This window comes from Streptomyces sp. BE303 (genome assembly GCF_036290945.1).
Classification (GTDB): Bacteria; Actinomycetota; Actinomycetes; order Streptomycetales; family Streptomycetaceae; genus Kitasatospora.
On record NZ_JAQYWZ010000899.1, the window covers coordinates 39,214 to 62,949 of the forward strand.

A 23,736-nucleotide genomic window follows, 5' to 3' on the forward strand; every position below is an offset into this window, starting at 1 on the left:
AACGGAAGGTCCGTTGGGGCAGGAAGACCGGCCCCTCCGGTCGGGCTGTCGGAGGCGTCCTCTAGGTTCTGGGGTGTCGAGGGGCGGACCGCCGTAGGCCGCCGCACCGACCGCGCGACACCGCGCGGGACCGCGCCACACCGCGCCCGGAAGGGGCCCACGCCATGCCAGCCACCGCCGCCGAGCAGTCGACCTACCTGGAGCTGTCCGAGGACACCGGCAGCGCCCACAAGTTCTACGAGGTCCGGGTCGCGGGGGTGGACGTGACCGTCACCTACGGCCGGATCGGCGAGGGCGGCCAGACCAAGACCACCGCCTACCCGTCGCCGGAGAAGGCCGCGGCGGCCGCCGCCAAGAAGATCGGGGAGAAGGTCCGCAAGGGCTACGCCCCGGCGGTGCGCGGGGTGCGCCAGGCCCGGGCGGTGACGCGGCGGGCGATCGTCAGCTCCCGCTCGACGGCCACTCAGGCGCCGGTGCTGTGGCGGTTCCGCTCCGGCGCGGCCGCGTTCGGCATCTTCGTCGGCGAGGAGCACGCCTGGGTGGGCAACGAGCGCGGCGACGTCTACACGCTGACCCACGACGGCCGGGTGACCGGCCGCTACGGGCTGCCCGACGGGGTCAAGTGCATCGTGGCGGACGACTGGTGGATCTACGCGGGCTGCGACGACGGCAAGGTGTACGACCTCGGCGGCAAGGTGCCGCGGGTGGCGTACGAGATAGCCGAGGACGTCGACATCTACTGGCTGGACATCCACGACGGCGTGCTCGGCGTGGCCGACGCGCGCGGCGGGATCACCACCGTCGACCACGAGGACGAGTTCCAGTGGCGGCGCAAGGCCGAGGGCACCGACGGCTGGATGGTGCGCTGCGACGCGGACGGCGTCTACCACGGGCACTCGCGCGGGGTGGCCCGGTACGCGGCGCGCGGCGGCGAGCCGGTCTGGCACGCCCGCACCGACGGCGCCGTGCTGTTCGGCTGGCAGGAGCCGGACGAGGTGTTCGCCGGGACGTCGCGCGGCTCGGTCCACCGGCTGCGGAAGGCGGACGGCTCCGAGGTCGCCCGCTACCGCTGCGACGCGGCCGTGTTCTCCTGCGCCGCCTCGCCCGACGGCCGGTACGTCTTCGCGGGGGACAACCACTCCTCGGTGTACTGCTTCGCGGCCGACGGCACCCGGCTGTGGAAGCTGGGCACCGGCTGCGGTTCGGCGTACAGCATGCAGTACCGCGACGGCCGGCTGTACCTGGTGACCACGGACGGCTCGCTGGTCTGCCTGGACGCGAGCGAGACGGCGGTGCGCGAGGCGGAGGAGGGCCGGCTGCCGCAGGCCGCCGAGGTGGACGGCGACGGCTGGACGGCCGCGGTGGCCGGGGCGGAGATCGAGGCGGTGACCGCCGGATCGGCGGGCGCGGCCGGCGGCGTCGAGGTGGAGTGCGTGCAGGACGGTGTCCGGCTGCGGGTGCGGGTGGTCTCGGCGGGCTTCGACCCGAGCCGCCGGGTGCAGTTCCCGAAGGACATCCGGGTGCCGGGCGCGCGCTACCTGGTGGCCGAGGTGCTGGAGTCGGGCAACGGTGCGTTCTACCGGGCGCGCGGGGACATCAAGCGTCTGCTCTGACGCGGATTCCGTTCATCCGGTGGACCGTTGACAGCCCGTCGCGGGCCTCGGTGTAATGCGGTGGCCGGGTGGGTGCCGGGTGTGTGCCGGGTGCGCGTCACGAGGGCTGCCACGTGGCTGCGCGGCACACCGACCGCTTCGGGCTCGCCCGGGGGGAAGGCAGGATGTCATGGGTGCGGAGACTGCGGTGGCGGCGGGATCCGTCGGACTGAACTCCCGGATGGCCGCGCTGTACGAGCGGGACCTGACCTGCCGGTCGCTGGGCATCACGCTGGACGAGGTGGCCACCGGGCGGGCACTGATGCGGATGACGGTGGCCCCGGCCATGGTCAACGGCCACGGGACCGCCCACGGCGGCTACCTCTTCCTGCTCGCCGACGCGGCGTTCTCCTACGCCTGCAACAGCTACGGACCGGTGACGGTGGCGCAGGCCGCGCAGGTGACCTTCCTGGCGCCGGCCGCGGTCGGCGACGAGCTGGTCGCCGAGGCGCTCGAACGGGCCCGGTCCGGGCGCACCGGCGTCTACGACGTGACGGTGCGGACCGCGGCCGGGAAGACCGTCGCGGAGTTCCGAGGCCAGAGCGTGATGCTGGCCGGGAAGCCGCTGACGGGCTGACGGCGCACGGGCCGACCGGGCGGGGGGACCGCCCGGCCGGTCCGGCCGGGCGTCAGGCGGGCGGGCGCTCGTCCACCACCTGCTGGAGCTTGCCGGTGCGCGGGTTGGTGACCAGCTCGGCGCGCGGCACCCACTCGACGGTGAGGTGGTGGATCGCGCCGTCCGCCACGTCGTGCGGGTAGAGCGGGCGGGCCGCGTACACGGCGCCGATGAGCCGCTCGCTCAGCTCGGCCGGGGGGAGCTCCTCGGTGTAGCCGAGCCGGAGGATCAGGCCGTCCTTGCCGTCCCACCGGCGCTGCACCAGCTGGATGCCGGAGATCACCTGGTCCGGGTCGGCGGCGACCAGCACCGCGCGGATCTCCTCGGTCGGCATCGCGACGGTGCCGATCCGGGCGCCCTCGACCGACCGGCCGACCAGCCGGAACCGTCCGCGCTCCGGGTCGACCCACTCGGCACGGTCACCGGTGGGGTAGCGCAGGATCGGCATCAGGGTGCGGAACAGGTTGGTGACCACCACCCGGCCGGGCACCCCCGGGGCGGTGATCGGCTCGCCGGTCACGTCGTCGACCAGCTCGACGACCGTGCGGTTCGGGAACGCCTCGTGCACCCGGACGTCGTCGCCCGGCACCGGCGCGCCGACCAGCCCGGCGTCCACCGAGGCGTAGCCGATCGAGGCGACGGCCGCCTTGGGGAAGGCCCGGGACAGGATCGGCCGCAGGTCGGCGAAGAGCAGGTCGCCGCCGAAGAGCAGTAGTTCGACGCGCTCGGCGACCTGTCCGTGCTTCACCAGGTACTCGGCGACCGAGCTGAGCTTCATCGGCTCGCCCGCCAGCACGTCGACGCCGAAGTCCTCGATCAGTCCGGCCACGTACGCGTCCGGTGCGGCGCCGACGGGCAGCCGGACGTTGTCCACCGGGGCGTGGTGCAGGGCGTTCTCGATGTAGAGGAAGCCGCCGTAGAGCTCGCCGGCCCAGAACAGGTTGGCGACCCGGTGGCCGGGCTTGAGGCCGGCCTGGACCAGGCCCGCGCCGAAGGCGGTGACGGAGTCGGCGTGCTCGGTGCGCGACCAGGGCGAGAACTTGGGGACGCCGGTGGTGCCGCCGGTCTTGTAGACGCCCGCGTCGAGCAGCGGACCGGTCAGCAGACGGTTCTCCGGCCACGAGTTGGCGGCCCAGAAGGCGGTCTGCTCGATGACGGGGAGCTGCGTGAGGTGCTCGATGCGGTCCGGCAGACCGCGGTACAGCTCCGCGTAGAAGGGGGAGTTCCTCCGGGCGAAGTCGACCAGGTCGGACAGCGGTTTGGCGGGCACGGTACTTCTCCTGACTGCGGGGGCGGGGGCGGGGGCGGCGGGATCATTGCCGGGGCCGGGGCGGACGGGGCCTCAGTCGGCGCCGGGTCGGCCGATCCACGTGCGGGCGAGGGTCTGGACGGCGGCGCCGTCCCGGTCGGCGAGCTTCTGCGCCAGGTACGCGGCGGCCCAGTCGTTGGTGGGGACGCGGAAGGCGGGGCGCTCGGCGCGCAGGGTCCGCACGACCACCTCGGCGACCTCCCGGGCCGGTTGCCCGGCCGCCTCCCAGCCCTGGCCGCCCACCCAGGCGAGGTAGTCGGCGAAGGTGGGCGCGTACGGGCCGGAGGCGGCCTGGATGGTGGTGCGGTCGATGTCCGGGAAGATCCCGAACCGGGTGTCCGGCACGAAGCCGGGGACGACGACGGAGACCCTCACGCCGTGCGCCCCGGCGACCGGGGCCAGGCTCTCCATGAACCCCTCGACGGCGAACTTGGCCGCGCAGTAGGCCTCGTTGAACGGCTGACCGACCACCCCGTGCACGCTGCCGACGGTGACCAACCGGCCGCCTGACGCGCGCAGCAGCGGCATCGCGGCCCGGCTCACCTCGACGACGCCGAAGAAGTTCACCTCCAGGTTGGCCCGCAGCGCCGCCGTCGTCGACATCTCCAGCGTCGGGTCGGAGTTGGAGACCCCGGCGTTGTTGACCACCGCGTCCAGCCGCCCGTACGTCCCGGCCACGCCGTCGAGGCAGGCGGCGACGGAGGCGGCGTCGGTGACGTCGAGCCGGCGGACGTCCAGGGCGACGCCGGCCCGGCCGGCCGCCTCCGAGAGCTCCCCGGCACGGTCCGGGTCGCGGAGGGTCGCGACCGCGGTGTACCCCGCGCGGGCCGCGGCGACGGCGGTGGCCAGACCGATGCCGGAGGAGGTGCCGGTGATCAGCACGACGGGCCCGGTCATGACGCCGTCTCCGTCAGCTCGGGTGCGGCGTCCCCGGTGCCGCCCGCGTCCCCGGTGCCGCCGGTGCCGGCCGCGCCCCCCGCGTCCCCGGTCCGCTTCTTCTCCCGGGCGGCCGCGTCGAGCAACGGCTGGATGCCGAGCGCGGGAAGGAAGGAGCAGGCGGCCAGCAGGGTGCCGCCGGCCATCACCCAGCGTGCCGCGTCCCGGATCCCCAGCGGGTCGGTGAGCGCGGAGACGGCCAGGCCGCCGACCAGCGCGGCCAGCGGGATCACCCCCCAGGTGACGGTCCGGAACGCCGCGTGCATCACGCCCTGGTGCTCGGCGGACATCCGGGCCTGCCGGGTCGGGGCGCTGCACACGTTGATGCAGGACATGAAGAAGCCGTAGCAGCCCATCGTCACGGCGATCACCGGCCCCGGCGGCAGGGCCGGCGCGGCCAGCACGCCGAGCCCGACCAGGCAGTGCAGCAGCAGCGACCACGCCAGGGTCCGGCCCAGGCCGAGCCGCTCGCTGATCCGCGGCGCGACCACGGCGCCGGCCAGCGCGCCGACGGCGCCGACCGACATGGCCGCACCGAAGACACCGACCGAGATGCCCAGCCCCCGGTAGGCGAGGACCGGCAGCACGGTGACGAAGATCGGCCCGCCCGCGTTGAGCGTGACGGCGGCCAGCACCACCCGGCGCAGCACCGGATCCGCCCAGTTCAGCCGGAAGCCGGCCGTCAGCCGCTCCCAGACCGTGCCCTCGACGACCGTCCGGCCGCCCCAGGGCTTCATGGAGCGGAAGCAGGCCGCGGAGACCAGGTAGCTGGCCGCGTCCACCAGCAGGGCGGCCACGCCGAGCGCGCTGTACAGACCGGCCGCGATCGAGGGACCGGCCACCTCGGAGACCGAACTGCTGCCCTCCAGCCGGGAGTAGGCGCGGACCATCTGGTCCTTCTCCACCACGGCGGGGACGGCGATCAGGTAGCCGACGTTGAAGAAGATGGTCGCGCCGCTGATCGCCGCCACGCAGCCGAACAGCAGCGCCGTGGACAGGAAGTCCAGCCAGTACGCCAGCGGGATCACCAGGACCGCCACCAGCCGGACCAGGTCGCAGACGAGCATCGTCCGGCGTTTGTCCCACCGGTCGACCAGCACACCGGCCACCGGCCCGAGCAGCGGGATGCCCAGGTACTGCGCCATCGCCACCACGCCGACCTGGAGCGCGGAGGCGTGCAGCACGAAGATCATCAGGGTGGGGACGACGAAGACGGTGATCCGGTCACCGACCACGCTGACCGTCTGGCCCGCCCAGAAGAGGTTGAAGCCGCGGCCCAGGCCGCCCGGCCGCTGCGGGCTCACGAGCCCTCCCGGACGGCGAAGGTGGCCGTCTTGCCGGTGCGGTCGTTGCTGACCAGCTCGTCGACCGGCCGGACCCGGAAGTTCTCCGGGTCGTGCTGGAAGGCGGTGCTGAGCGTGAACGTCGCGGAGAGGAGCTCGGCGCGCAGCCCCTCGGCGTCCACCGCCGCACCCGGGTCGGTCAGCAGCAGGACGTCCACGCCGGTGGCGCGCCCGCCGTTCTCGGTGATCACGACCTGGGCCCGGGAGACACCCGGTTCCCGCTCCACCCGGGCGACCAGCTCGTCCACGTGCAGGCCGAGGCCGCGTACCTGGACCACGCTGTCCCGCCGCCCCAGGACCCGCATCGCCCGGCCCGGCCGGCCGCACGGGCACGCGGTCAACTCGCCCGCGTCGCCGGTGCGGTAGCGCAGTACGGGGTTGAGCATCTCCGGGTCGAGCGTGGTGAAGTCGAGCAGCCCGTCCGGGCCGGCGTGCACCAGCTGCGCGGGCAGCGGGTGGAAGGTGTCGGCCGGGCAGTCCGGGGTGTTGGTGCCGACCACCCAGGTCTCGGTGGAGCCGAACATGCCCCAGCGGCGGGCGTCCGGTGCGACGGCCGCCATGTCCTCCTCCAGCTGCGGCTGCCAGGCCTCGCCGAGCCAGAGCACCTTGCGCAGGGTGGGCAGCTTGATCCCGGCCGCGCGGGCGTGGGCGAACCAGAGCCGCAGCACGCTCGGCGTGCCGCCGATCGCGGTCACCCGGCGGTCCGCGAGGAAGGCCAGCCAGTCCGGGTACTCCTCCCGGGTGACCGAGCCGAGCGCGATGATCCGGCAGCCGGACAGGTCGGCGAGTCCGGCGGCGAGGAAGTGCGCGCCCCACATCCGCCCGGCGCCCCAGGCGTTGACGAACACGTCCTCGCGGTCGAGCGGCTGCCAGTGCGCGTGGACGCCGGCCATGTAGAAGCCGGTGGGCGCGTAGCCGACCTTGGGGGCGCCGGTCGAGCCGCCGCTCTGGAACAGCCAGGTGGCGCCGGACTCGGAGCGCGGGTCCAGGTGGGCCAGGGCGGTGTTCAGGTCGTCCTTGACCAGCGGGGGCAGCGCGGCCAGCTCGTCCAGGGTGCGGACGCTGCCCGGGTGGTCCGCGTAGCGCGGTGCCAGCGCGGGGACGGTCCGCAGCCGGTCGAGGGTCCGGCCGGCGACGGTCAGGTGCGGCTCGGCCGCCTCGGGCGGCAGGGAGAACGCGTCGGTCATCGGGGGTCCGTTCGGGGGGTCGTGGTCGTGGTCGGCGTCGGCGTCGGCGTAGGCGTCGTGATCGGGGCCGTGGTGGCCGTGGCGGCCGTGGTGGCCCTGCCGGTCGGGGCCGTGGCGTTGGCGAGCCACTTGGCGTGGGCGTCGCGGTAGGCGGTGAACCGGGCGCGCGTGACGTCCCGTTGCAGGGTGCGGCCCGGGTCGGACCAGTCCGGGGCGATCACCCCGTCCGGCTCCAGCTCGGAGAACCAGTACCGCTCGCCGTCGTACAGGAAGTCGACGCAGAAGAACGGGATCTGCAGCTTCTCGGCGAAGTACGCTGTGGCGGCTGCCAGTTCGTCCGGCACCGGTGGGAACTCCATCGCCCCGCCCCGGCTGGCGTTGGCCACCGGCGAGCCGGGCTCCGGGATCCGCTTCATCACCGCGTACGGCTCGCCGCCGACCACGTAGACCCGGTAGTCGACGGTGCCGTCGCCGAGGTACGGCTGGGCGACGAGGGTGGTGTCGCCGCCCTGGGCGAGGCTGGCCAGGCCCCGGATGTCCTCCGGACCGCGGGCCAGGTTGATCCCCCCGCCGCCGCACCAGCCGGCCGGCTTCACGATGGCCGGGTAGGTGAGGCCGCCCAGCGCCACCTCGTACAGGTGCTTGCTGATGTCCCGGCCGGTGCCGATCCGGACCGACGGGATCGCCGGCACGGGGGAGTCGGCGAAGTGCAGGACGGTGGCGACCTTGTCGTTGCCGATCAGCGAGACGTGCGGCGGGAACGGCAGGTAGAAGCCGGCCTGTTCGAGCACCGCGTACAGCGCGTACTGGTTGAAGACGTCCATCGACTGGTAGGGCAGCGAGTAGAGCGCTGTGATGAACAGGGTGTCCTGCGGGGTCACCGGCTCCTCGTCCACGTAGACCAGCGGACGGGCGGGGTCGGAGGCGTCCACGGTCACCGCGTCGGGCGAGTGCCGGCACCAGGTGAGGCCGAGCTCCTCGGCGATCTCCGCGTAGAGGTCCCAGAAGAAGTGGTGCCAGGTCGCGGACATCCGGCTCGACTCGCGGTCGGGGAAGATCCAGCACATCCGGCGCAGCGGGCCGGAGCCGTCCGCGGAACCGGGGGCGTGCGCGGGGCCCGCCGGGTTCTCGGTGTCTGTGGGGTGTGCGGGGTCAGTGGGGTGTGCGGGGCCGGTGGGGTTCACCGTGCTCCTTCCGGGGTCGTCGGGTGCCCGGCGTGCCCGGCCCACCAGCGGCGGCCGGGCTCCGGGAGGGTGTCCACCGGGTCGTAGTACGGGTGGCGCCGGTCGAGCGGGTCGTCGCCGTCCGGGCCGCCGCCCTCGCGGACCTCCAGCTCGGTGCGGTAGTTCTTGGTCCAGTACGAGATGCCGCGCTCGCGGTCGTACCCCACCGCCTGGTGCACCCAGCGCTTGCCGAGGTCCGGCACGTCGCAGACCAGGCGGGGGGTGGCGTAGCCGGGGAGGTAGCCCATGATCGCCTCCTGGAGCCGCTGCGCCTCGTGCACCGAGGTCCGCCAGTGCTCGGCGTTCGGGATCATGTCGCAGAGGTAGAAGTAGTACGGCAGGATGTTCGCCTCGCCCTGGAGGGCGAAGCAGAGGTCCAGCAGGTCGCCGGGGGTGGCGTTGACGCCGCGCATCAGCACGCCCTGGTTGCGGACGTCGCGGACGCCCGCGTCCAGCAGCCCCCGGGCCGCCTCGGCCACCAGCGGGGTCACCGACCGGACGTGGTTGGCGTGGGTGTGGACGGCCAGGTTCACCGCGCGGCGCGCGGCGACGGCGGCCACCCGGGCCACGCCCTCCCGGATCTGCGGCTGGAGCCAGTGCTGGGGCAGTCCCACCACCGCCTTGCTGGCGAGCCGGATGTCGCGGACCGACTCCAGTTCCAGCAGCCGCAGCAGGAACGACTCCAGCTGCGGCCAGGGCACGTTGGCGAGGTCGCCGCCGGAGACCACCACGTCGCGCACGGCCGGGGTGCGCTTGAGGTAGTCGAGCATCTGCTCCTGCCGGTGGGCGGGCCGGAGCACCAGCCGCTTCTTGGCGACCTGGGCCGTGGAGGTGCCGACCAGGTCCATCCGGGTGCAGTGCCCGCAGTACTGCGGGCAGGTGGAGACCAGCTCGGCCAGCACCTTGGTGGGGTAGCGGTGGGTCAGGCCCTCGACCACCCACATCTCGGCCTCGTGCAGCGAGTCGCGCTCGGCCCGGGGATGGCTGGGCCACCGGGGGTGCCGGTCGGAGCGGACCGGCAGCATGTACCGGCGGACCGGGTCGGCGAGGAACGCCTCGGTGAACGCCTCCGGCACGGTCGGGGCGCGCGGAGCCACGGTGTTGAGCATCTGCGGCGGGAGCAGGATCGGCATCGTCGCGAACTCGGCCTGGTCGGCGAGGAGTTCCTCGTAGAACCGGTCGGTCAGCAGGTCGCCGACGACGGCCCGCAGCTGCCGGACGTTCTTCACGCAGTGCGCCCGCTGCCACTGGGCGTCCCGCCACTGGGCCTCGGTGACGTCGCGCCAGCCCGGCAGTCTCCGCCAGTCCGGTTCGACCAGCGGGGTCCGGACGTACTGGTACGGCTGCCCCGTCACGGGGTGTGCGGGGGGTACGGGGCGGTCCATCCGGCACTACCGGCCGGTGAAGAGCGTGGCGAGGCGGGTCCGCAGCTCGCGCTTGAGCACCTTGCCGGTCGGCCCGAGCGGGAACTCCTCGGCGGTGCGCGCGATCCGGACGGCGGCGAGGGCGGACAGTCCGGCCCCGGCCAGCGCCTTGTTGGCGGCCTCCTGGACCTCCTCGGCGCCCACCTGATCGGCTTCGTGCTGCAACTGAACCACTGCGACGGGGAGTTGCCCCTTCCCGGCGCCGCCGGGAACGCCGATCACCGAACAGTCCCGCACCAGCTCGGCGCAGTCGGCCAGCAGTACCTCCTCGATCGGCAGGCTGTAGACCGGCCCCGCCACGGTGTCGACGACGTCCACCGTGCGGTCGAGGTGGTAGAAGGAGCCGTCCGCGTCCCGCCGGGCGACGTCCCCGGTGAGCCAGTAGCCGTTCAGCTCGAAGCTGCCGGTCAGCCTGGCGTTGTTCCAGTAGCCGGGCGTCCGGGACGGCGTGACCACGCCGAGCAGCCCGACCGTGCCGTCCGGGACCTCGGTGCCGTCCTGGTCCAGCACGGCCGCCTTGAGCACCACTTCGAGCGGCTTGCCGACGCACCGGTCGTTGCGCGTGCTCTCCGGCGTCGTCACCTGGCCGAACAGCGCCATGCCCATCTCGGACGATCCCAGGCCGTCGACGAACTGCGAACCGGGCAGGGCGGGTTGCTCGGCCTTCTCGCTCGGCAGCAGCCAGGGCCGGATCAGCCCGGCGGGCCGTTCGCCCAGCCCGACCAGCCGGCGGATGTGCCCGTAGTGCGCGCTGTCGCCGGTGTTGAACCAGGAGTGGACCCGGGCTGCGCCCGCCACCGGCAGCTCCCCGGTGGCGAGTTCGACGAACGTGCGCGGGAAGGAGGCCACCATGGTCGGCAGGAACGCCTCCATCACCGGCTCCACCACCGCGCGCCGCCAGTCGGACATGACGACCGTCGGCAGACCGAGCAGGGTGGCGGTGAGGAAGTAGCTCAGCCCGCCGGCGTGGGTGTGCGGCATCAGCGACATCAGCCGGTCGTACGGCTCGGCGGGGAACCGGACCATCCGCGGCTGCTTGCCGTCCCAGAACTGGCGGTGCGCCAGCATGGTCGACTTGGGTGTGCCGGTGGTGCCGGAGGAGTGGATCAGCCCGACCACGTCGTCCGCCGCGTGCCGGTACGGGTACGCCTCGGGGAGTCCGCCGGACGCGGCGGCGTCGAAGGCCTGGATCTCGGCGGCGAGCGCGAGGAAGCGGGGCCGGCTCCGCGGGTCCTCGCGGTAGGCGGCGGCCAGCCGGGTGGTGTCGTCGGCGACCACGCCGACCACGCCGACGTGGTGGAGGTAGCGGACCATCACGTCGTGCCGCATGGCGTCGTTGACCAGGGCCGGGACGGCGCCCAGCGCGGTGAGCGCGAGGAAGTGCAGCAGCGGCTCCAGACCCTCGCCGACCACCACGGCGACCGGCTCGCCCGGGCGCACGCCGTTGGCGTGGTACCAGGCGGCGTACCGGTCGCGCAGGGCGGCGAGGTCCAGCAGACTGTGGCCGCGCAGCACCACGGCGCCGCGGTGGTCGGTGTGGTGGCTGAACGCGAACGGGACCGCGCGGTTGGGGTTCACCGCGATGGCGTGTTCGAGGAAGTTGCCGGCCCCGAGCTCCGGCTCGGTCATCAGCCGCTCCCGGGCGGCGAGGGGCGCGACGGGGCTCGGGCCGGCGGGCTGGATGGAACTCTGGTCGCTCATGGCGTCTCCTGAGGGGGTGGCCCGCCGCGGTTCTTGTGGAACACACGGGGCGGGCCGACGGGGGGTGGGAGAACTGGTGCTCGACGGACGGGTTCGTGCGGTGGCGCGGGTCCTGTGCGACGGTGGTGCGTTCGTCCGGTCGTGCTCTCCGCGGCAGGTGGTCCCCTCCGCCGGTGGGGTGGCGCGGCGGTGGTGCGGGGCGCGGCGGTGGTGCGGGGCGGAGCGGGGATCGCGGTGGTACGGGGAAGCGCGGCGGTGCGGGGTGGTCCGGGGTGGTGGGGTGGGTGCGTGGCGGTGCGGGGTGGTCCGGGTGCGGCGGGCCGCGGCTCAGCGGTGGTCGCCGAGGATCTCCGCGACCACGCGGTGGCCGGAGCGGATCGCCCCCTCCATCAGCCCGAAGAACTCCGTACTGGTCTCGGTGCCGGCCCAGTGCACCCGGCCGTGCGGTGCGGTCAGTGCCGGGCCCTGCCCGAGCCAGTCGCCGGGACCGAACAGCGCGGCGTAACAGCCCCTGCTGTAGGGCTCGTTGACCCAGTCGGTGACATGGAACCCGATCGGCTCCGGGAGCATCGGGAAGAGCCGGGCGGCCTGCGCGACCGCGGTGGCCCGCTGCTGCTCCGGGCTGCGCGCGGCGAACCGGTGCGCCTCGGCGCCGGTCACGAAACCGGTCAGGACCCCGACCCCGTCGGCCGTCGGCGAGTCGTCGACGGTCGAGAGCAGCGGGCCCTCCGCGTTGACCGACCACCCGGAGAGTCCGTGGTCGCGCCAACCGGGCGACGGATAGACCAGGTTGACCTTCACCGCGCAGCCGCGCCCGGTACGCGCGCCGGCCCGGGGCCCGGGCGGGGCGGGCCGGTGGTCGAGGCCGTCGGCCAGCAGCGGGGGGAGCGCGACCACCGCCGCGTCCGCCCGGTGGACGCCCCGCCCGGTGCGGACGGTGACCCCGTCGGCGTCCTGGTGGACCGCCACGGCGGGTTCGCCGAGCCGCAGTCGCGCGCCCGGTCGCTCGGACAGCCGTTCGGCGAGCCGCTCGCACAGCAGGTGGGCGCCGCCCGCGACGCGGTCCTGCTGGGCGCCGCCCTCGAAGGCGTTGAGATAGCGCAGACCGCCGCCCGACCGGAGGTAGAAGGCCATGTGCAGGACGGAGAGTTCGGCCGGGTCGGCGGCCATCATCTCGCCGAGGAAGAGCGGGAAGAAGAGCCGGGCGTCCGGGTGGGTCAGGTGCCGGTCGGCCCACTCGGACGCGGTGAGGGTGTCCAGGCGCTCGGCGTCGGGGGTGAGCCACGGCGCGTCGGGCCGCACCGCTGCGGTGAGTTCGGCCAGCCGGTCGAAGAGGTCGCCGAGTGCCACGGCGTTGAGGGGTGGGAACCGCCCGTCGCGGGTGGCGTGCTCGGGTCCGCCGAGCGCGAAGCGGCTGGCGCCGAGCATCGTGGTCGGCGTGGTGTCGAGGCCCGACTCCTTGAGCAGGGCGAGGAGTTCGGTGTGCCGGTCGCCCAGGTAGGCGGCGCCGGCGTCGACCCAGGAACCCGGGGCCACCTCGTGGCCGTGGATCCGGCCGCCGACCCGCTCGCGTGCTTCGAGCACGGTGACCTCGACCCCGCGGGACGCGAGCCCGTTCGCGGCGGTCAGGCCGGCGAGGCCGGCGCCGACGACGACGGCGGAGCGGACGCCCGCCGGGCCGGAGCCCTGCGGGGCGTCGTGCTGTCTCCCGGAGTCCTGGGGGGCTTCGTCCTGCCCGGCGGCCGTGTCCCGGCCGCTCATCCGGCTGCCGCGATCAGCTCGGCGAGGCCCTCGGGGGTGGGCGCGAGCACGAAGTCCTCGAAGGACAGCTCGACGCCGTACGTCCGGGCGACCGCGCTCAGTACGCGGGTGGCGATGAGCGAGTCACCGCCGAGGAGGAAGAAGTCCGAGTCCGCGGCGACGTCGGTGGTCTCCAGGACGCGGCGGAAGATCGCCACCACGTCCTCGGCGTCGGCGGAGGTGGTGTCAACGCTCATCGAGGCTCTCCTTTTCATGGACCGGCAGGTGCCGCCTGTCGGCGCACCTGGTGGGGTGTCGGTGAGGGGCCCGGCGAGGGGCCTCGGGACGGGTCCTGCCCGGGGATCTGCCCGGGGCCCGCCCCGCGTGCGGGGTGTGTCCGTGTGCGGGGGTGCGCCTGGTGCCCGCGGTTCTGCGGGCCTGCGGTCCTGCGGGCCTGCCCGCAGGCGCGTCGGCGCGTCGGCGCGTCTAGTGCGGGGAAGGCGTCGCGCGTGCCGCCCGGAGCGGCTGCGCCGGGTACACCGGATGCGGTGGATGCGCCGGGGCGGCCGAGTGGCGGCGGTGGGAGCCCGCCCGGTCGACCTTGCCGCTGGCGGTGAGCACCAGCTCCGGCACGACGGTGATCCGGCTGGGCACGAGGTGGCCTGGCACCCGACTGCTCAGGTAGGCCCGGACGTCGGCGTCCAGCGTCCCCGCCGCCGCTCCGGCGCGCGGCACCAGGTACGCGACCAGGGCGGACCGGCCGGCCACCGTCGCCCCGGCCACCGCCACCGCGCTCACCCCCGGGTGGCCGGCGATGTGCGCCTCGACCTCGGCCGGGTCGACCCGGATGCCGCGCACCTTGATCTCGCCGTCCAGCCGGCCCCGGTGGGTGAGCACGCCGTCCGGCGCGCGGCTCACCCGGTCGCCGGTGCGGAACCAGCGCTCGCCGTCGACGACGGTGAACCGGGCCGCGGTGGCCTCCGGCAGCCCGTGGTAGCCCGCCGCGACGGCCGGGCCGCCGATGACCAACTCGCCCTCCGCGCTGATCTGTTCGACGACGTGCGGCAGTGCCCGCCCGATCGGCGCGGGCTCGCCGGCCGTCCAGTCCGGTCCGGACGAGGGTGCTCCTGGTCCGTGCAGGTCGACGGCGTGGGTGATCAGCGTGGTCTCGGTGCAGCCGTAGGTGTTGAGCAGGCGGATCCGCCCGGTGTCGAGGCGGCTCCAGTCGGCGAGCCTGGCCGGGTTGGCCGCCTCGCCGCCGATGACCAGCAGCCGGACCGAGTCGGGCAGGCCGGCCTGCTCCTCGGTGAGGTGGAGGACCAGTTCGTGCCAGAACGCGGTCGGCAGGTCGAGGACGGTGATCCGCTCGCGCCCGACCATCCGCAGGAACCGGGGGAACGATCCCGAGTGCGCCTCGTCGTCGAGGACGAGGGTGGCGCCGGTGGTGAGCGCCGGGAGGATCTCCTCGAAACAGGTGTCCCAGTTCAGCGACGCGAACTGCAGCACCCGGTCGTCGGCCGTGAGGCCGAACAGTCCGCGCAGCGCGTGCACGGTGGCGGAGATCGCCCGGCGGGGCGTCACGACGGGTTTCGGCTGCCCGGTCGAACCCGACGTGAAGAGGAGGTAGGCCGGCTGCTCGGGGTCGGCCGGTCGCGGCCGTTCGGGCTGCGACGGAGCCGGCGGACGCGGGGGACCCGCCGGCTCCGCGGGCTCCGACGGACCGCGCGGATCCGCCTGAGCCGCCTGAGCCGCCTGATCGGCCTGACCCGGCGCGGCTGCGTCGGGTGCGGCTAATCGCGGCAGGTCGACGATCTCCGGCCCGGACGACCCCGACGACCCCGACGACCCCAGCGACCCCGACGGCCCGGACGACCCGGACGACCCCGACGGCCCGGATCGGGCGTCGGGGCCGGTGACCGGCGCCGCGAGCCCGGTGCGACACCCCACCGCCGACAGCATCGCCTGTTGGCGCTGCGGCGGAAAGGCCGGATCGACCGGGCAGTACACGCCGCCGGCCGCGAGCACACCGAGCAGTCCGACGACCGTCTCCGGCGCATGGACCGCCGGGACGGCGACCACACCGGGCCCGGCCCCCAGCCGGACGGCCAAACTGCTTGCCAACTCGTCGAGTTGGCGATAACTAAGGACGCGTCCGTGGTGGACGATCGCCGGCCGTTCGGGAAATCGCCCGACGGTTTCCGTGAACGCGTCAATCAGGTCGGAAGTGGCCCCGTTGATGTTGCGGTTATTTGTCATGCCCGCCCCAAAGAATGCCGTGCGAGCACTTGTCGGTGCTCGGCGGAGCGGGACTCTACCTTCGAACATGCGTGGCCACAATGCTTGTTGAGGATGTCGCTTCAAGGATGTGTGGTTGACATGTGAACGTGACGCGGTCCACCTGGGCGGGTTGCTGGGGCCCGAGTGGCTTCGAGTGGTAGTCGCCCGGATGCGGGGAGTGTTCGTCGTTTCGGCGATGGAACCCTCCAGTGCGTACACGATCCGAGCCGCCCTCCGTTTCGCGAGGGTTGCCCGGCCCGGATTCCTGATGGATCGTCAAAAACATGGTCCGTACAGGAACATGTCGGGCGTTCCGGCCGGTCGTGGCCGGGGGGACGGACCTCCGGCCCCGCCGCGGCCGAAGGTCCGGGGAAAATCCGGCACGGGTGCTGGATTTCACGGAAGAACGCCGACGGACCGTCGGGCGGGCGGCTGTCGGCGGCGAGCGGTGTCCCAGACCTCGCTCGACCCGAAGTGGACGTCGTACCGGTCCTGCAAGGGCGTCAGCCGGTCGAACGGCTGCCGCCCCCAGGCCGCTTCCGCGAGTTCCCGGAAGTACCCGAAGCGCTCGACCCCCGGCGACGCGACGACCAGGAGGTCGGTCGGGCTGCCGGCCGCCGCCCCGAAGGCGTGCGGCAGCAGCGGCGGTACCGACACCACCCCGCCCGCGGCCACGGTCACCAGGGAGTCGCCGAGCAGGAACTCCGCCACGCCGTCGAGGACGTAGAACAGCTCCCAGGACACCGCGTGGTGGTGCGGCCGGGCGCCGTCGGCCCCGGCGCCGAGCGTCAGCCGGTTGGCGCCGTACGAACCGCCGGTCGCGTCCGCGTCGACCAGCAGGCCGAACGCGCCGCCCGCCGGCAGCGCGAGGCGCTCCGCCTCCTGCGACCGGACGACCAGGGCGCGTGGTTGATCCGCGGTCATGGCTCTCCCCTCTCCCCTCGGGATCACGTGTACGGCACCATTCGACCCGGGGAGCGACCACCGGACCAGAAGCGGTCGGAGCGGGCGGTGATCACCGATCGAGATGAGTGGGGGTCCGCGCATGGAGCTCAGGCAACTGCAGTACTTCGTCGCCGTGGCCGAGGAGGGCGGGTTCGGCCGGGCCGCCGAACGGCTGACCATCGTGCAGTCCGCCGTGAGCCAGCAGGTCCGCCGCCTGGAGCGCGAACTCGGCGTGGTGCTCCTCGACCGGTCCACCCGGGGGACCCGCCTGTCCGCCGCCGGTGAGCGCCTCCTCCCGCAGGCCCGCGCCGCACTCGCCGCCGCCGAGCAGGTCCGGCGCACGGCGGCCGGCATCCGCGCGGGAACCGACGGCGTCCTCCGCCTCGGCGCCGTCCAGACCCCGGGGACCCGCCTGGACGACGCCCTGGCGCGGCTCGCCGACCGCGCACCCGGCCTCCGGGTGCGACTGCGGCAGGGCCCGCCCGCCGAGCGGCTGGAGGCCCTGCGGACGGGCGGGCTGGACGCCGCCCTGTTCCGCGCGGTCACCGCGCACCCGGACCTCGACCTGGTCCCCGTCTGGCACGACCCCCTCCACGTCGCGCTCCCGGCGGACCACCCCCTGGCGGCCGAGGACGAGCTCCGCCTCGACCGGCTCGCCCACCTGCCCCTGCGGCTCGCCGCCCGCGACCGCAACCCCGCCTTCCACGCCCTCGTCACCGACGCCTGCCGCGGAGCCGGCATCGACCCGCCGCCCGGCGAACCCTTCACCACCCTCCGCGAGACCCTCGCCGAGATCGGCTCCGCCACCACCCCCTCCTGGACCGTCTTCTACGAGGTCAACGGCCTCCCCGACCTCCCCCGGGTGGCCGTCCGCCGGCTGGCCGGGCCGACCGTCACCACCTCCCTCGCCCGCCCGGCCGGTCCCCCCGCGCCGGCCCTCCGCCATCTCCTCCACGCCCTCGGCGCGCCCCGCGCAGCCCACGCGCCCCACCCGTGATCCCCGCGGGCACCGCCGGGGCGTTCCCGGGCCGCGGCGGCCGGCGGTCCCGCGCGCCGTCGGCGGACGCCCGTCCGCACCGTCGGCCCGGACGTGACCCGGATCACGTCTGGGAGAAAACCCGCAGGCCCGACGGGGCGTCTAGTAGGTGTGAAACGGGTTGGGGCGGCAGCGCCGCAGGAACTGGACGAGGAACACCTCCTACGACGGGTGGCCCGGGGCGACCGGGCCGCCTTCGAGGAGTTGTACCGGCGCACGTCGCCGTGGCTGGCCGTGCGGTTGAACCGCCGCTGCACGGATCAGCAGATCGTCGCCGAGGTCATGCAGGAGACGTACCTGGCGGTGTGGCGCGCGGCGGGCTCCTTCGCCGGGAGCCGGACCGGAGGGACGGCCGTCGGCTGGCTGTGGACGATCGCGGCCCGCCGCCTCGTCGACGCGTTCCGGCGCAGGGCCCACCACGCGGAGCCCCCGCCCGCCGCGGCCCCGCACCCCGTGGCGCCCGCGGCCGAGGAGGAGGCCCTGGTGGCCACCGTCGGCGGCGACGTCGGGGACGCGCTGCGGCGCCTCGCACCGGAACTCCGGGAGGTACTGCAGGCCATGGTGCTCGACGGGCTGTCCGTCCGGGAGACCGCCGTCGTCCTCGGACTGCCCGAGGGAACGGTCAAGACCCGCGCCCGCCGGGCCCGGATCGCGATGCGGGAGGCACTGGGATGAACGTGGAACACGCGTCGGCACGACTGATCGACGGATACGCGCGCGGCGACACGGACCTCGTCGCGGACGAGGTGTGGGCCCTGGAGGCCCACCTGGAGGGGTGCCGCCCCTGCCGTGACCGGCTGTCGGCCGCCGTCCCGGCCGCCGCGCCCGCCCTGGCGGCGCTGACCGACACCGTCTGGTCCGATCTCGAACACCAGCTGGCGACGACCGCCCCGTCGGCCCCGCGCCGGCGCCGGGCGCGGCTGTCGGCCTGGACGACGCCCGCCATGACGCCGTGGCTGGCCATGGTCGTGGCCGTGACGCTGCTCGCCCTGCTGCTGGACCTGGCGGGCCCCGGCTCAGGGCAGGTGTCCCTGATGCTGCTGCTCGCCCCCGTCCTGCCCGTGTGCGGCGTCGCGGCCTCGTGGTCGCGCGGCCTCGACCCGGCGTACGAGCTGACGGCCTCCACCCCGAGGGCGGGGCTGCAACTGGTGCTGCGGCGCACCGCCTCCGTGCTCGTCGTGGTGATCCCCGCGCTGCTGGCGGGCGGATGGGTGACGGGGGTGACGGCCGCCCAGTGGCTCCTGCCCTGCCTGGCCTTCACCTCGATGACCCTGGCGCTCGGCGGGATGATCGGGGTGACCCGCGCCGCCGTCGTCCTGGTGGCCGCCTGGGCCGCGGTCGTGGTGGCACCGACCCTGGCCACCAGCCGGACGGCCTTCGCCCTGCGGACGGACGGCCTGCCCGTGTGGGGGCTGATCCTCCTGCTGGGCGTCGGCGTCGTCCTCGCCCGCAGGGGCGCCTACACCGTGCTGGGCGCCCACCGGTGAACGTTCGCGAGACGCCCCGCCCCCGAGCTGCCCCGCACCCCCGAGCCACCCCCCACCCCCGAGAGACGAGGAAACGCACGATGCCCGCAGTGAGCAGGGCCGACATCGCCCCCACGGCCTACGCCTGGGAGATCCGGGCGACCGGACTGAAGGTCAGGGTCGGCAGGAAGCGGATGGCCGTCGACGGGCTCGACCTGTCGCTGGGCACCGGCGTCCACGGACTCCTCGGTCCCAACGGGGCCGGCAAGACCACGCTCATCCGGGCCCTGGCCACCGTGCTGCGCCCCACCGGAGGCGCACTGGAGCTGCTCGGGGAGCCCGCGGGCGGACCGGGCGAACACCGCGCGCTGCGCCGCCGGATCGGCTACCTTCCGCAGGAGTTCGGCTACTACAAGCGCTTCACCGTGCGCGAGTTCGTCGAGTACATGGCCTGGTTGAAGGAGGTGCCGACGGCGGACATCCCCGCGGCGGTGCAGCGGGCCGTGGAACGGGTCGGCCTGGCCGACCGCGCGGACGAGCGGATGAAGGCCCTGTCGGGCGGGATGGTGCGGCGGGCCGGCATCGCCCAGGCGATCGTCAACGACCCCTCGATCCTGCTGCTCGACGAGCCGACGGTCGGTCTGGACCCGGCGCAGCGGCTCCGCTTCCGCGGGCTGCTCCAGGAGCTGGGGACGGACACCTGCGTGGTCGTCTCGACCCACCTGGTGGAGGACGTGGCCGCGGCCTGCACCGACGTGGTGCTCTTCGCCGAGGGGCGGCTGGTCTTCCAGGGCACCCCGGACGAGCTGGCCGCGGCCGGCGGCCCGGAACACGTGGGAGACAGCCCGCTGGAGCGCGGCTACTCGGCCCTGCTCGTCGACCCCGCACGCACGAGGGGCGCCTGGTGAACCTCCGTATCCTCCGCATCGAGCTGCGGCGTTCCGTCGCCCCGTGGGCCGGCGCCGTCGTGGTGGCGTTCGCCCTCGCGTTCCTGCACCTCGTGCCCGGAGCGTGGTCGAGGGGCACCACGCTGTGGACGGCCCAGTGGACCTCGATGGCCCTGTGGACCCGGTTCCTGCTGCTGTTCCTGTGGCCGCTCGCGGTGGGTCTCGGGGCGCTCCAGGGGCTGCGCGACCACCGCTCGAAGACGGCCGAACTGCTGGCCAGCACCCCGAGACCCGCACGGCACCGCGCGGCCGCCCTGGCGGGCACGACGGCGTTCGCGCTGGTCTCGGCCTTCGGGCTCGTCCTCCTCGTGGGTGCGGTGCGGGTGCTCGCCGGAGACGCCGCGTACACCCACCTCGGCTGGCTGCCGGTCTCGCTGGTGGGGGCGCTCGCGCTGGTCGCGGGGGCGGTCCTGGGCATGGGGGTCGGACGGGCGCTGCCCTCCGTCCTCACGCCGCCCGCACTGGCCGTGGGCGCCTTCGTGGCCGTCAGCCTCCTGCGGCAGACCACGGACGCCGCGGTGCCGTCGTCCGCCGCGCCGAACCGCCTCGCGCTGCTGTCGCCGGCGGTGTCCGAGGTGCGCCAGACGGTCTTCACGCTGTCCGCGTCCGTGCACCTCGGACAGACGCTCTGGCTGCTCGGCCTGGCCGCGACGGGCTTCGCGCTGCTGGCCGCCGCCGGCCCGCGCGCCCGGCTGCTCGCCCTCACCCCGCTGCTGGCGGGCGGCGCCGTCGCCCTGCTCCTGCTGCCGGCCGACCCCCGCGCCACGTACGTCGTCGACCGGGCCGCGGTGACGCAGGTCTGCGACGGCCCGGTGTGCGTGACGGCGGCCCGGCAGGCACGGCTCGCGGGTATGGCCGGTCCCGGCCGGGAGGCGCTGCGCCTGCTGCGCGGGGCCCTGGGCGACGCGGCCCCCGTGACCGTCCGTGAGACCACCGTTCCGAGGGAGCTCCTCGGCGAGGCGGAACGGTCGCGCGACGCCCTGCTCGTCGACTTCGGCGACGAGGTGTTCGGGGGCGCGTCGGGCGAGCGGCTCACCCGGGCCCTGACGGGCCAGGGCCTGGTGCCGCTGTGCCACGCCCGGAGCTCCGCCGAGAGCGGCACGCTGGAGGAGGCCGTCGCCCAGAGCGTCGCGGCGGCCTGGGTCCTCGGAGGGGAGCTCCGGCCCCTCGACGGGACCATGTACACCCTGAAGGACTGGAACGCCATGGCCCGCCCGGTGTGGGAGGAGCTCACCGCGCTGCCCGGGCCGGAGCAGCGGCAGCGGATCGGCGCCCTGCACGCCGCCGCGGTCTCCTGCACGGACTTCCCGTTCGCCGCACTGACCGCCGGCAGGGTCCAGTGAGGTGGCTGACGCTGTACGCGCGTTCGCGGCGGGTACCGGCCGCCCTCGCCGTGGTGGCGGTCGGCGCGGTGGCGGTGTGGACGCTCGCCCGGCTGGGCGGCGGGCTGCCCGGGGACCCCCTGCCGTCCACGCTCGTCCTCGCCGCCGGGGCGACGGCGTTCTCGGCCGGCCTCGCCGGACAGGACCACGCGTTGGACCGGACGGCCGCGATCCGCTGGTGGCCGCGCCGGGCGGCGCACGTCCTGCTCTGCGGGGTCGTCGTCGGCGCGGTGGTGCTGGCGGTGCAGGTGGTGAGCGGGCAGCCGGCCGCCCCGGCCCTCGTCGTGCGCGACATCGCGGGGCTGATGGGGCTCGTGGCGGTCGGGGCGGCCTGCTGGGGCGCGCAGTTCGCGTGGGTCCTGCCGTTCGTGTGGCTGTCGTTCGCGTTCGTCCTCCCGCCCGCGACGGACCCGGCGACGCAGGTCCTGACCTGGATGCTGCTCCCGCCCGGCACGGCCGCCGGTACCTGGACGGCCCTCACCCTGGCCGCCGTCGGCACCACCGCCTACGCCACCACCGGCCCCCGCCGCTGACCACCCCCGGACCCCACCCGGCCACCGCACCGAGGGATCGACGAGTCGCCGTCTCGTCGATCCCTCGGACACCCGTCGAACGACCGGGGACAGCCGGGTGTGCAGCTCTCCGCAGCAGGTGGCTGTCGCATCGTCGGCGCGGAGGGTTGCGACGACCACTCGACACGCGACCGCGCTGCTGCCGGAGGACTGTCCTCTCGACCACGAGGGAAGGCACCTGGACATGAGTGAGGTCCTGACCGAGTGGGCGTGGCGGCTCACCGAAGCGGAACTGTCCGTGGTGCTGCCCCGTCGCTGGGCGCATTCGAAAGGCGTCGCTGCACGGGCCGCCGGTCTCGCCAGTGTGCTGGGCGACAGCGCCGATGTGGTCCACGCATCGGCGCTACTGCATGACATCGGCTATGCACCGAGACTGGCGATGACCCATTTCCACCCGCTCGACGGTGCCCGGTTCCTCCGAGACGTCCACGGGGTGGATGATCGGCTGACCCGATTGGTGGCGAACCACTCGTTCGCGCTGATCGAAGCCGAGGAGCGGGGACTCCGCGACGTTCTGGAGACGGAGTTCCCGCTGCTGGACGACCGGCGGCCGGTGGATGCGCTGGTCTACTGCGACATGACGACGACGCCCGACGGGGCCCTGACGACCGCCGGAGAACGAGTGGCGGAGATCGTGGGGCGCTACGGGGCGGACAGCGTGGTGGGGCGGTTCATCCGTCGGGCAGCACCGCCGATCTTCGCGGCGGTGGCGCGGGTGGAGGCCGCGCTGGCCGCTCAGCCGAGGTAGGGGTAGGTGCCGGCGAGGTAGTCGCCGATCTGTCGGCGCATGCTGGGGTGGATGTCGTACCGGTCGAGGTCGGCGGGCCGAATCCATCGGACGTCGTCGGCCTCGTCGTTGATCGTGGGCTCGCCGCCGACGGGCCGGCCGATGTACGCGTTCTCGTACTGCTGGCGGATCTCGCCGTCGGTGTACGCGACGATGTGGTGCGGGTTGCTGTAGACGCCCAGGAATCCGGTCACCTCGGCGATCACGCCGGTCTCCTCCAGGCATTCGCGCACGGCGCACTGGGCAGCGGTCTCGCCGATGTCCTGCGCCCCGCCGGGCAGGGCCCACTGGCCGGTGTCACGTCGGCGCTGCATCAGGATGGCGCCGTTGTGGTCGGCCACGAGCAGGTTGCTCGCAGGAACGAGGGTGTTGGCCTTGGGGGCGTCGGGGTCGTCGAGATACTCAGTCCTGCCCATGTGCGGTGTTCCCCTCCGATACGGGTGTCCAGGGTTTCGCGCCGTCCCAGACGGCTTCGAAGCTCTGAGCGTAGTTGTCGAACCATCCTGTGGAGTCGACCCTCCTGAGGTGGAGCAGAGGGTTGGCACTCGCGGGCTGGCCCCACACGTGCGGATTGACCAGGAGGTCACCGTCGTAGCGGAACAGCGAGTTGTAGAGCGTGGTGTCGTGGAGGCGCACCTCGCAGCCGGCCCTGTCCGGCAGGATCCGGTAGTAGGTGAGCGAGGCACGGATCTTCGCGGCGAGCGCGTCACCGATACCCTCCTCACGCCCCCGGACAACGGCCGCCCTGCCAGCCGGATCTCCGAAGCACAGACGGACGCGAACACCGGCCGAGGCCCGTTCCGCAAGCATCCTGGCGACGTGCGGGTTGGTCTGTGCGAAGAACGTCCCGGAGAACACGAGCACGTCGATCTGGGTCTCGGCCTCCCGCAGCAACGACAACCACATCTCCCGTGGCACGCTCGCTCGGTTGACGTAGGTGCCGACCAGCTCGGTGCCGGCCGCGAGCGGCCTGCCCGCCAGTGGCGCCGGTGCGGGCCAGAGGAAGGTCTCCTCCACTCGTAGGTGCTGGGCGGCCGCGAAGCGGTGTCGCGGGTGCGGCACTCGTCCGCCGATCCAGCGGCCCACGGTCTTGGGGTCCACCTCGCACGCGGCGGCGAGCAACTCGGGAGAGACGCCGCGCTGAGCGAGTACGGAGCGAAGTCGCTCGTTCACGGAAACCATACAAGCCGAGG

At 74.1% G+C, this 23,736-nt stretch carries 22 protein-coding genes; 9 read left to right on the forward strand and 13 right to left on the reverse strand.

The window, feature by feature from the left end:
• Nucleotides 1-164: 164 nt before the first annotated feature.
• On the forward strand, nucleotides 165-1,613 hold the full coding sequence (locus tag PUR56_RS35150; protein ID WP_329951945.1) for a WGR domain-containing protein: 1,449 nt from the start codon (nucleotides 165-167) through the stop codon (nucleotides 1,611-1,613).
• 169 nt (nucleotides 1,614-1,782) lie between these two features.
• A complete protein-coding gene (gene paaI / locus PUR56_RS35155; protein WP_380361811.1) occupies nucleotides 1,783-2,229 on the forward strand; it encodes a hydroxyphenylacetyl-CoA thioesterase PaaI in 447 nt (148 codons plus the stop codon).
• Between the two features lie 52 nt (nucleotides 2,230-2,281).
• Here the strand turns inward: paaI and PUR56_RS35160 are convergent, their stop codons facing one another.
• The 11 genes from PUR56_RS35160 to PUR56_RS35210 all read right to left on the reverse strand — a co-directional run bounded on the left by PUR56_RS35160 (nucleotide 2,282) and on the right by PUR56_RS35210 (nucleotide 16,332).
• A complete protein-coding gene (locus PUR56_RS35160; RefSeq protein WP_329951946.1) occupies nucleotides 2,282-3,538 on the reverse strand; it encodes a phenylacetate--CoA ligase family protein in 1,257 nt (418 codons plus the stop codon).
• 72 nt (nucleotides 3,539-3,610) lie between these two features.
• On the reverse strand, nucleotides 3,611-4,474 hold the full coding sequence (locus PUR56_RS35165; protein WP_329951947.1) for an SDR family NAD(P)-dependent oxidoreductase: 864 nt from the start codon (nucleotides 4,472-4,474) through the stop codon (nucleotides 3,611-3,613).
• Nucleotides 4,471-5,817 (reverse strand): MFS transporter, encoded by a 1,347-nt coding sequence (locus tag PUR56_RS35170; protein WP_329951948.1) that lies wholly within the window; start codon nucleotides 5,815-5,817, stop codon nucleotides 4,471-4,473. The genes PUR56_RS35165 and PUR56_RS35170 overlap by 4 nt, the downstream gene beginning before the upstream one ends.
• Entirely contained in the window at nucleotides 5,814-7,043 is a 1,230-nt protein-coding gene (locus PUR56_RS35175) for a phenylacetate--CoA ligase family protein (protein WP_329951966.1), read from the reverse strand. The genes PUR56_RS35170 and PUR56_RS35175 overlap by 4 nt, the downstream gene beginning before the upstream one ends.
• Complete coding sequence (locus PUR56_RS35180) at nucleotides 7,040-8,227, reverse strand: ATP-grasp domain-containing protein (protein ID WP_329951949.1); 1,188 nt, start codon at nucleotides 8,225-8,227, stop codon at nucleotides 7,040-7,042. The genes PUR56_RS35175 and PUR56_RS35180 overlap by 4 nt, the downstream gene beginning before the upstream one ends.
• Nucleotides 8,224-9,621 carry a KamA family radical SAM protein gene (locus PUR56_RS35185; RefSeq protein WP_329951950.1) on the reverse strand — a complete coding sequence of 466 codons (1,398 nt, stop codon included), beginning with the start codon at nucleotides 9,619-9,621 and terminating at the stop codon, nucleotides 8,224-8,226. Before PUR56_RS35185 ends, PUR56_RS35180 begins: the two co-directional genes overlap by 4 nt.
• A gap of 36 nt (nucleotides 9,622-9,657) precedes the next feature.
• Entirely contained in the window at nucleotides 9,658-11,391 is a 1,734-nt protein-coding gene (locus PUR56_RS35190; protein WP_329951951.1) for a class I adenylate-forming enzyme family protein, read from the reverse strand.
• 327 nt (nucleotides 11,392-11,718) lie between these two features.
• Entirely contained in the window at nucleotides 11,719-13,152 is a 1,434-nt protein-coding gene (locus tag PUR56_RS35195; RefSeq protein ID WP_329951952.1) for a flavin monoamine oxidase family protein, read from the reverse strand.
• Nucleotides 13,149-13,388 carry a phosphopantetheine-binding protein gene (locus PUR56_RS35200; protein WP_329878174.1) on the reverse strand — a complete coding sequence of 80 codons (240 nt, stop codon included), beginning with the start codon at nucleotides 13,386-13,388 and terminating at the stop codon, nucleotides 13,149-13,151. The genes PUR56_RS35195 and PUR56_RS35200 overlap by 4 nt, the downstream gene beginning before the upstream one ends.
• A gap of 229 nt (nucleotides 13,389-13,617) precedes the next feature.
• Nucleotides 13,618-15,456 carry an AMP-binding protein gene (locus PUR56_RS35205; RefSeq protein WP_329951953.1) on the reverse strand — a complete coding sequence of 613 codons (1,839 nt, stop codon included), beginning with the start codon at nucleotides 15,454-15,456 and terminating at the stop codon, nucleotides 13,618-13,620.
• 348 nt (nucleotides 15,457-15,804) lie between these two features.
• Nucleotides 15,805-16,332: a cupin domain-containing protein gene (locus PUR56_RS35210; protein ID WP_329951954.1), complete on the reverse strand. Its 528-nt coding sequence runs from the start codon at nucleotides 16,330-16,332 to the stop codon at nucleotides 15,805-15,807.
• 121 nt (nucleotides 16,333-16,453) lie between these two features.
• On the opposite strand from PUR56_RS35210, the gene PUR56_RS35215 reads away from it, so the two are divergent.
• The 7 genes from PUR56_RS35215 (at nucleotide 16,454) to PUR56_RS35245 (ending at nucleotide 22,504) form a co-directional block, all read left to right on the forward strand.
• Nucleotides 16,454-17,350, forward strand: a complete 897-nt coding sequence (locus PUR56_RS35215; RefSeq protein WP_329951955.1) for a LysR family transcriptional regulator — start codon at nucleotides 16,454-16,456, stop codon at nucleotides 17,348-17,350.
• Between the two features lie 150 nt (nucleotides 17,351-17,500).
• Nucleotides 17,501-18,064 carry an RNA polymerase sigma factor gene (locus tag PUR56_RS35220; RefSeq protein ID WP_380361220.1) on the forward strand — a complete coding sequence of 188 codons (564 nt, stop codon included), beginning with the start codon at nucleotides 17,501-17,503 and terminating at the stop codon, nucleotides 18,062-18,064.
• Nucleotides 18,061-18,876 carry a zf-HC2 domain-containing protein gene (locus PUR56_RS35225; protein WP_329951956.1) on the forward strand — a complete coding sequence of 272 codons (816 nt, stop codon included), beginning with the start codon at nucleotides 18,061-18,063 and terminating at the stop codon, nucleotides 18,874-18,876. Before PUR56_RS35220 ends, PUR56_RS35225 begins: the two co-directional genes overlap by 4 nt.
• Nucleotides 18,877-18,956: 80 nt before the next feature.
• Nucleotides 18,957-19,763 carry an ABC transporter ATP-binding protein gene (locus PUR56_RS35230; RefSeq protein ID WP_329878184.1) on the forward strand — a complete coding sequence of 269 codons (807 nt, stop codon included), beginning with the start codon at nucleotides 18,957-18,959 and terminating at the stop codon, nucleotides 19,761-19,763.
• Nucleotides 19,760-21,145, forward strand: a complete 1,386-nt coding sequence (locus tag PUR56_RS35235; protein ID WP_329951957.1) for a hypothetical protein — start codon at nucleotides 19,760-19,762, stop codon at nucleotides 21,143-21,145. The genes PUR56_RS35230 and PUR56_RS35235 overlap by 4 nt, the downstream gene beginning before the upstream one ends.
• Complete coding sequence (locus PUR56_RS35240) at nucleotides 21,142-21,717, forward strand: hypothetical protein (protein WP_329951958.1); 576 nt, start codon at nucleotides 21,142-21,144, stop codon at nucleotides 21,715-21,717. Before PUR56_RS35235 ends, PUR56_RS35240 begins: the two co-directional genes overlap by 4 nt.
• 223 nt (nucleotides 21,718-21,940) lie before the next feature.
• The gene (locus tag PUR56_RS35245; RefSeq protein ID WP_329878190.1) at nucleotides 21,941-22,504 is read left to right on the forward strand and encodes an HD domain-containing protein; all 564 of its coding nucleotides are present in this window, start codon (nucleotides 21,941-21,943) and stop codon (nucleotides 22,502-22,504) included.
• Here PUR56_RS35245 and PUR56_RS35250 read toward each other — a convergent pair.
• Complete coding sequence (locus tag PUR56_RS35250) at nucleotides 22,492-22,959, reverse strand: NUDIX hydrolase (protein ID WP_329878192.1); 468 nt, start codon at nucleotides 22,957-22,959, stop codon at nucleotides 22,492-22,494. The two genes, PUR56_RS35245 and PUR56_RS35250, sit on opposite strands and share 13 nt — an antisense overlap.
• A complete protein-coding gene (locus tag PUR56_RS35255; protein WP_329878194.1) occupies nucleotides 22,946-23,716 on the reverse strand; it encodes an XRE family transcriptional regulator in 771 nt (256 codons plus the stop codon). Before PUR56_RS35255 ends, PUR56_RS35250 begins: the two co-directional genes overlap by 14 nt.
• Nucleotides 23,717-23,736 lie beyond the last annotated feature (20 nt).

Bases quoted from the DNA above. Each gene is read 5' to 3' on its own strand.
- PUR56_RS35250 (WP_329878192.1), bottom strand. From the start codon at position 22,959: ATGGGCAGGACTGAGTATCTCGACGACCCCGACGCCCCCAAGGCCAAC.
- PUR56_RS35200 (WP_329878174.1), bottom strand. From the start codon at position 13,388: ATGAGCGTTGACACCACCTCCGCCGACGCCGAGGACGTGGTGGCGATC.
- PUR56_RS35230 (WP_329878184.1), top strand. From the start codon at position 18,957: ATGCCCGCAGTGAGCAGGGCCGACATCGCCCCCACGGCCTACGCCTGG.
- PUR56_RS35165 (WP_329951947.1), bottom strand. From the start codon at position 4,474: ATGACCGGGCCCGTCGTGCTGATCACCGGCACCTCCTCCGGCATCGGT.
- PUR56_RS35175 (WP_329951966.1), bottom strand. From the start codon at position 7,043: ATGACCGACGCGTTCTCCCTGCCGCCCGAGGCGGCCGAGCCGCACCTG.
- PUR56_RS35245 (WP_329878190.1), top strand. From the start codon at position 21,941: ATGAGTGAGGTCCTGACCGAGTGGGCGTGGCGGCTCACCGAAGCGGAA.
- PUR56_RS35150 (WP_329951945.1), top strand. From the start codon at position 165: ATGCCAGCCACCGCCGCCGAGCAGTCGACCTACCTGGAGCTGTCCGAG.
- PUR56_RS35210 (WP_329951954.1), bottom strand. From the start codon at position 16,332: ATGACCGCGGATCAACCACGCGCCCTGGTCGTCCGGTCGCAGGAGGCG.
- PUR56_RS35215 (WP_329951955.1), top strand. From the start codon at position 16,454: ATGGAGCTCAGGCAACTGCAGTACTTCGTCGCCGTGGCCGAGGAGGGC.
- PUR56_RS35190 (WP_329951951.1), bottom strand. From the start codon at position 11,391: ATGAGCGACCAGAGTTCCATCCAGCCCGCCGGCCCGAGCCCCGTCGCG.
- PUR56_RS35205 (WP_329951953.1), bottom strand. From the start codon at position 15,456: ATGTTCGAAGGTAGAGTCCCGCTCCGCCGAGCACCGACAAGTGCTCGC.
- PUR56_RS35225 (WP_329951956.1), top strand. From the start codon at position 18,061: ATGAACGTGGAACACGCGTCGGCACGACTGATCGACGGATACGCGCGC.
- PUR56_RS35195 (WP_329951952.1), bottom strand. From the start codon at position 13,152: ATGAGCGGCCGGGACACGGCCGCCGGGCAGGACGAAGCCCCCCAGGAC.
- paaI (WP_380361811.1), top strand. From the start codon at position 1,783: ATGGGTGCGGAGACTGCGGTGGCGGCGGGATCCGTCGGACTGAACTCC.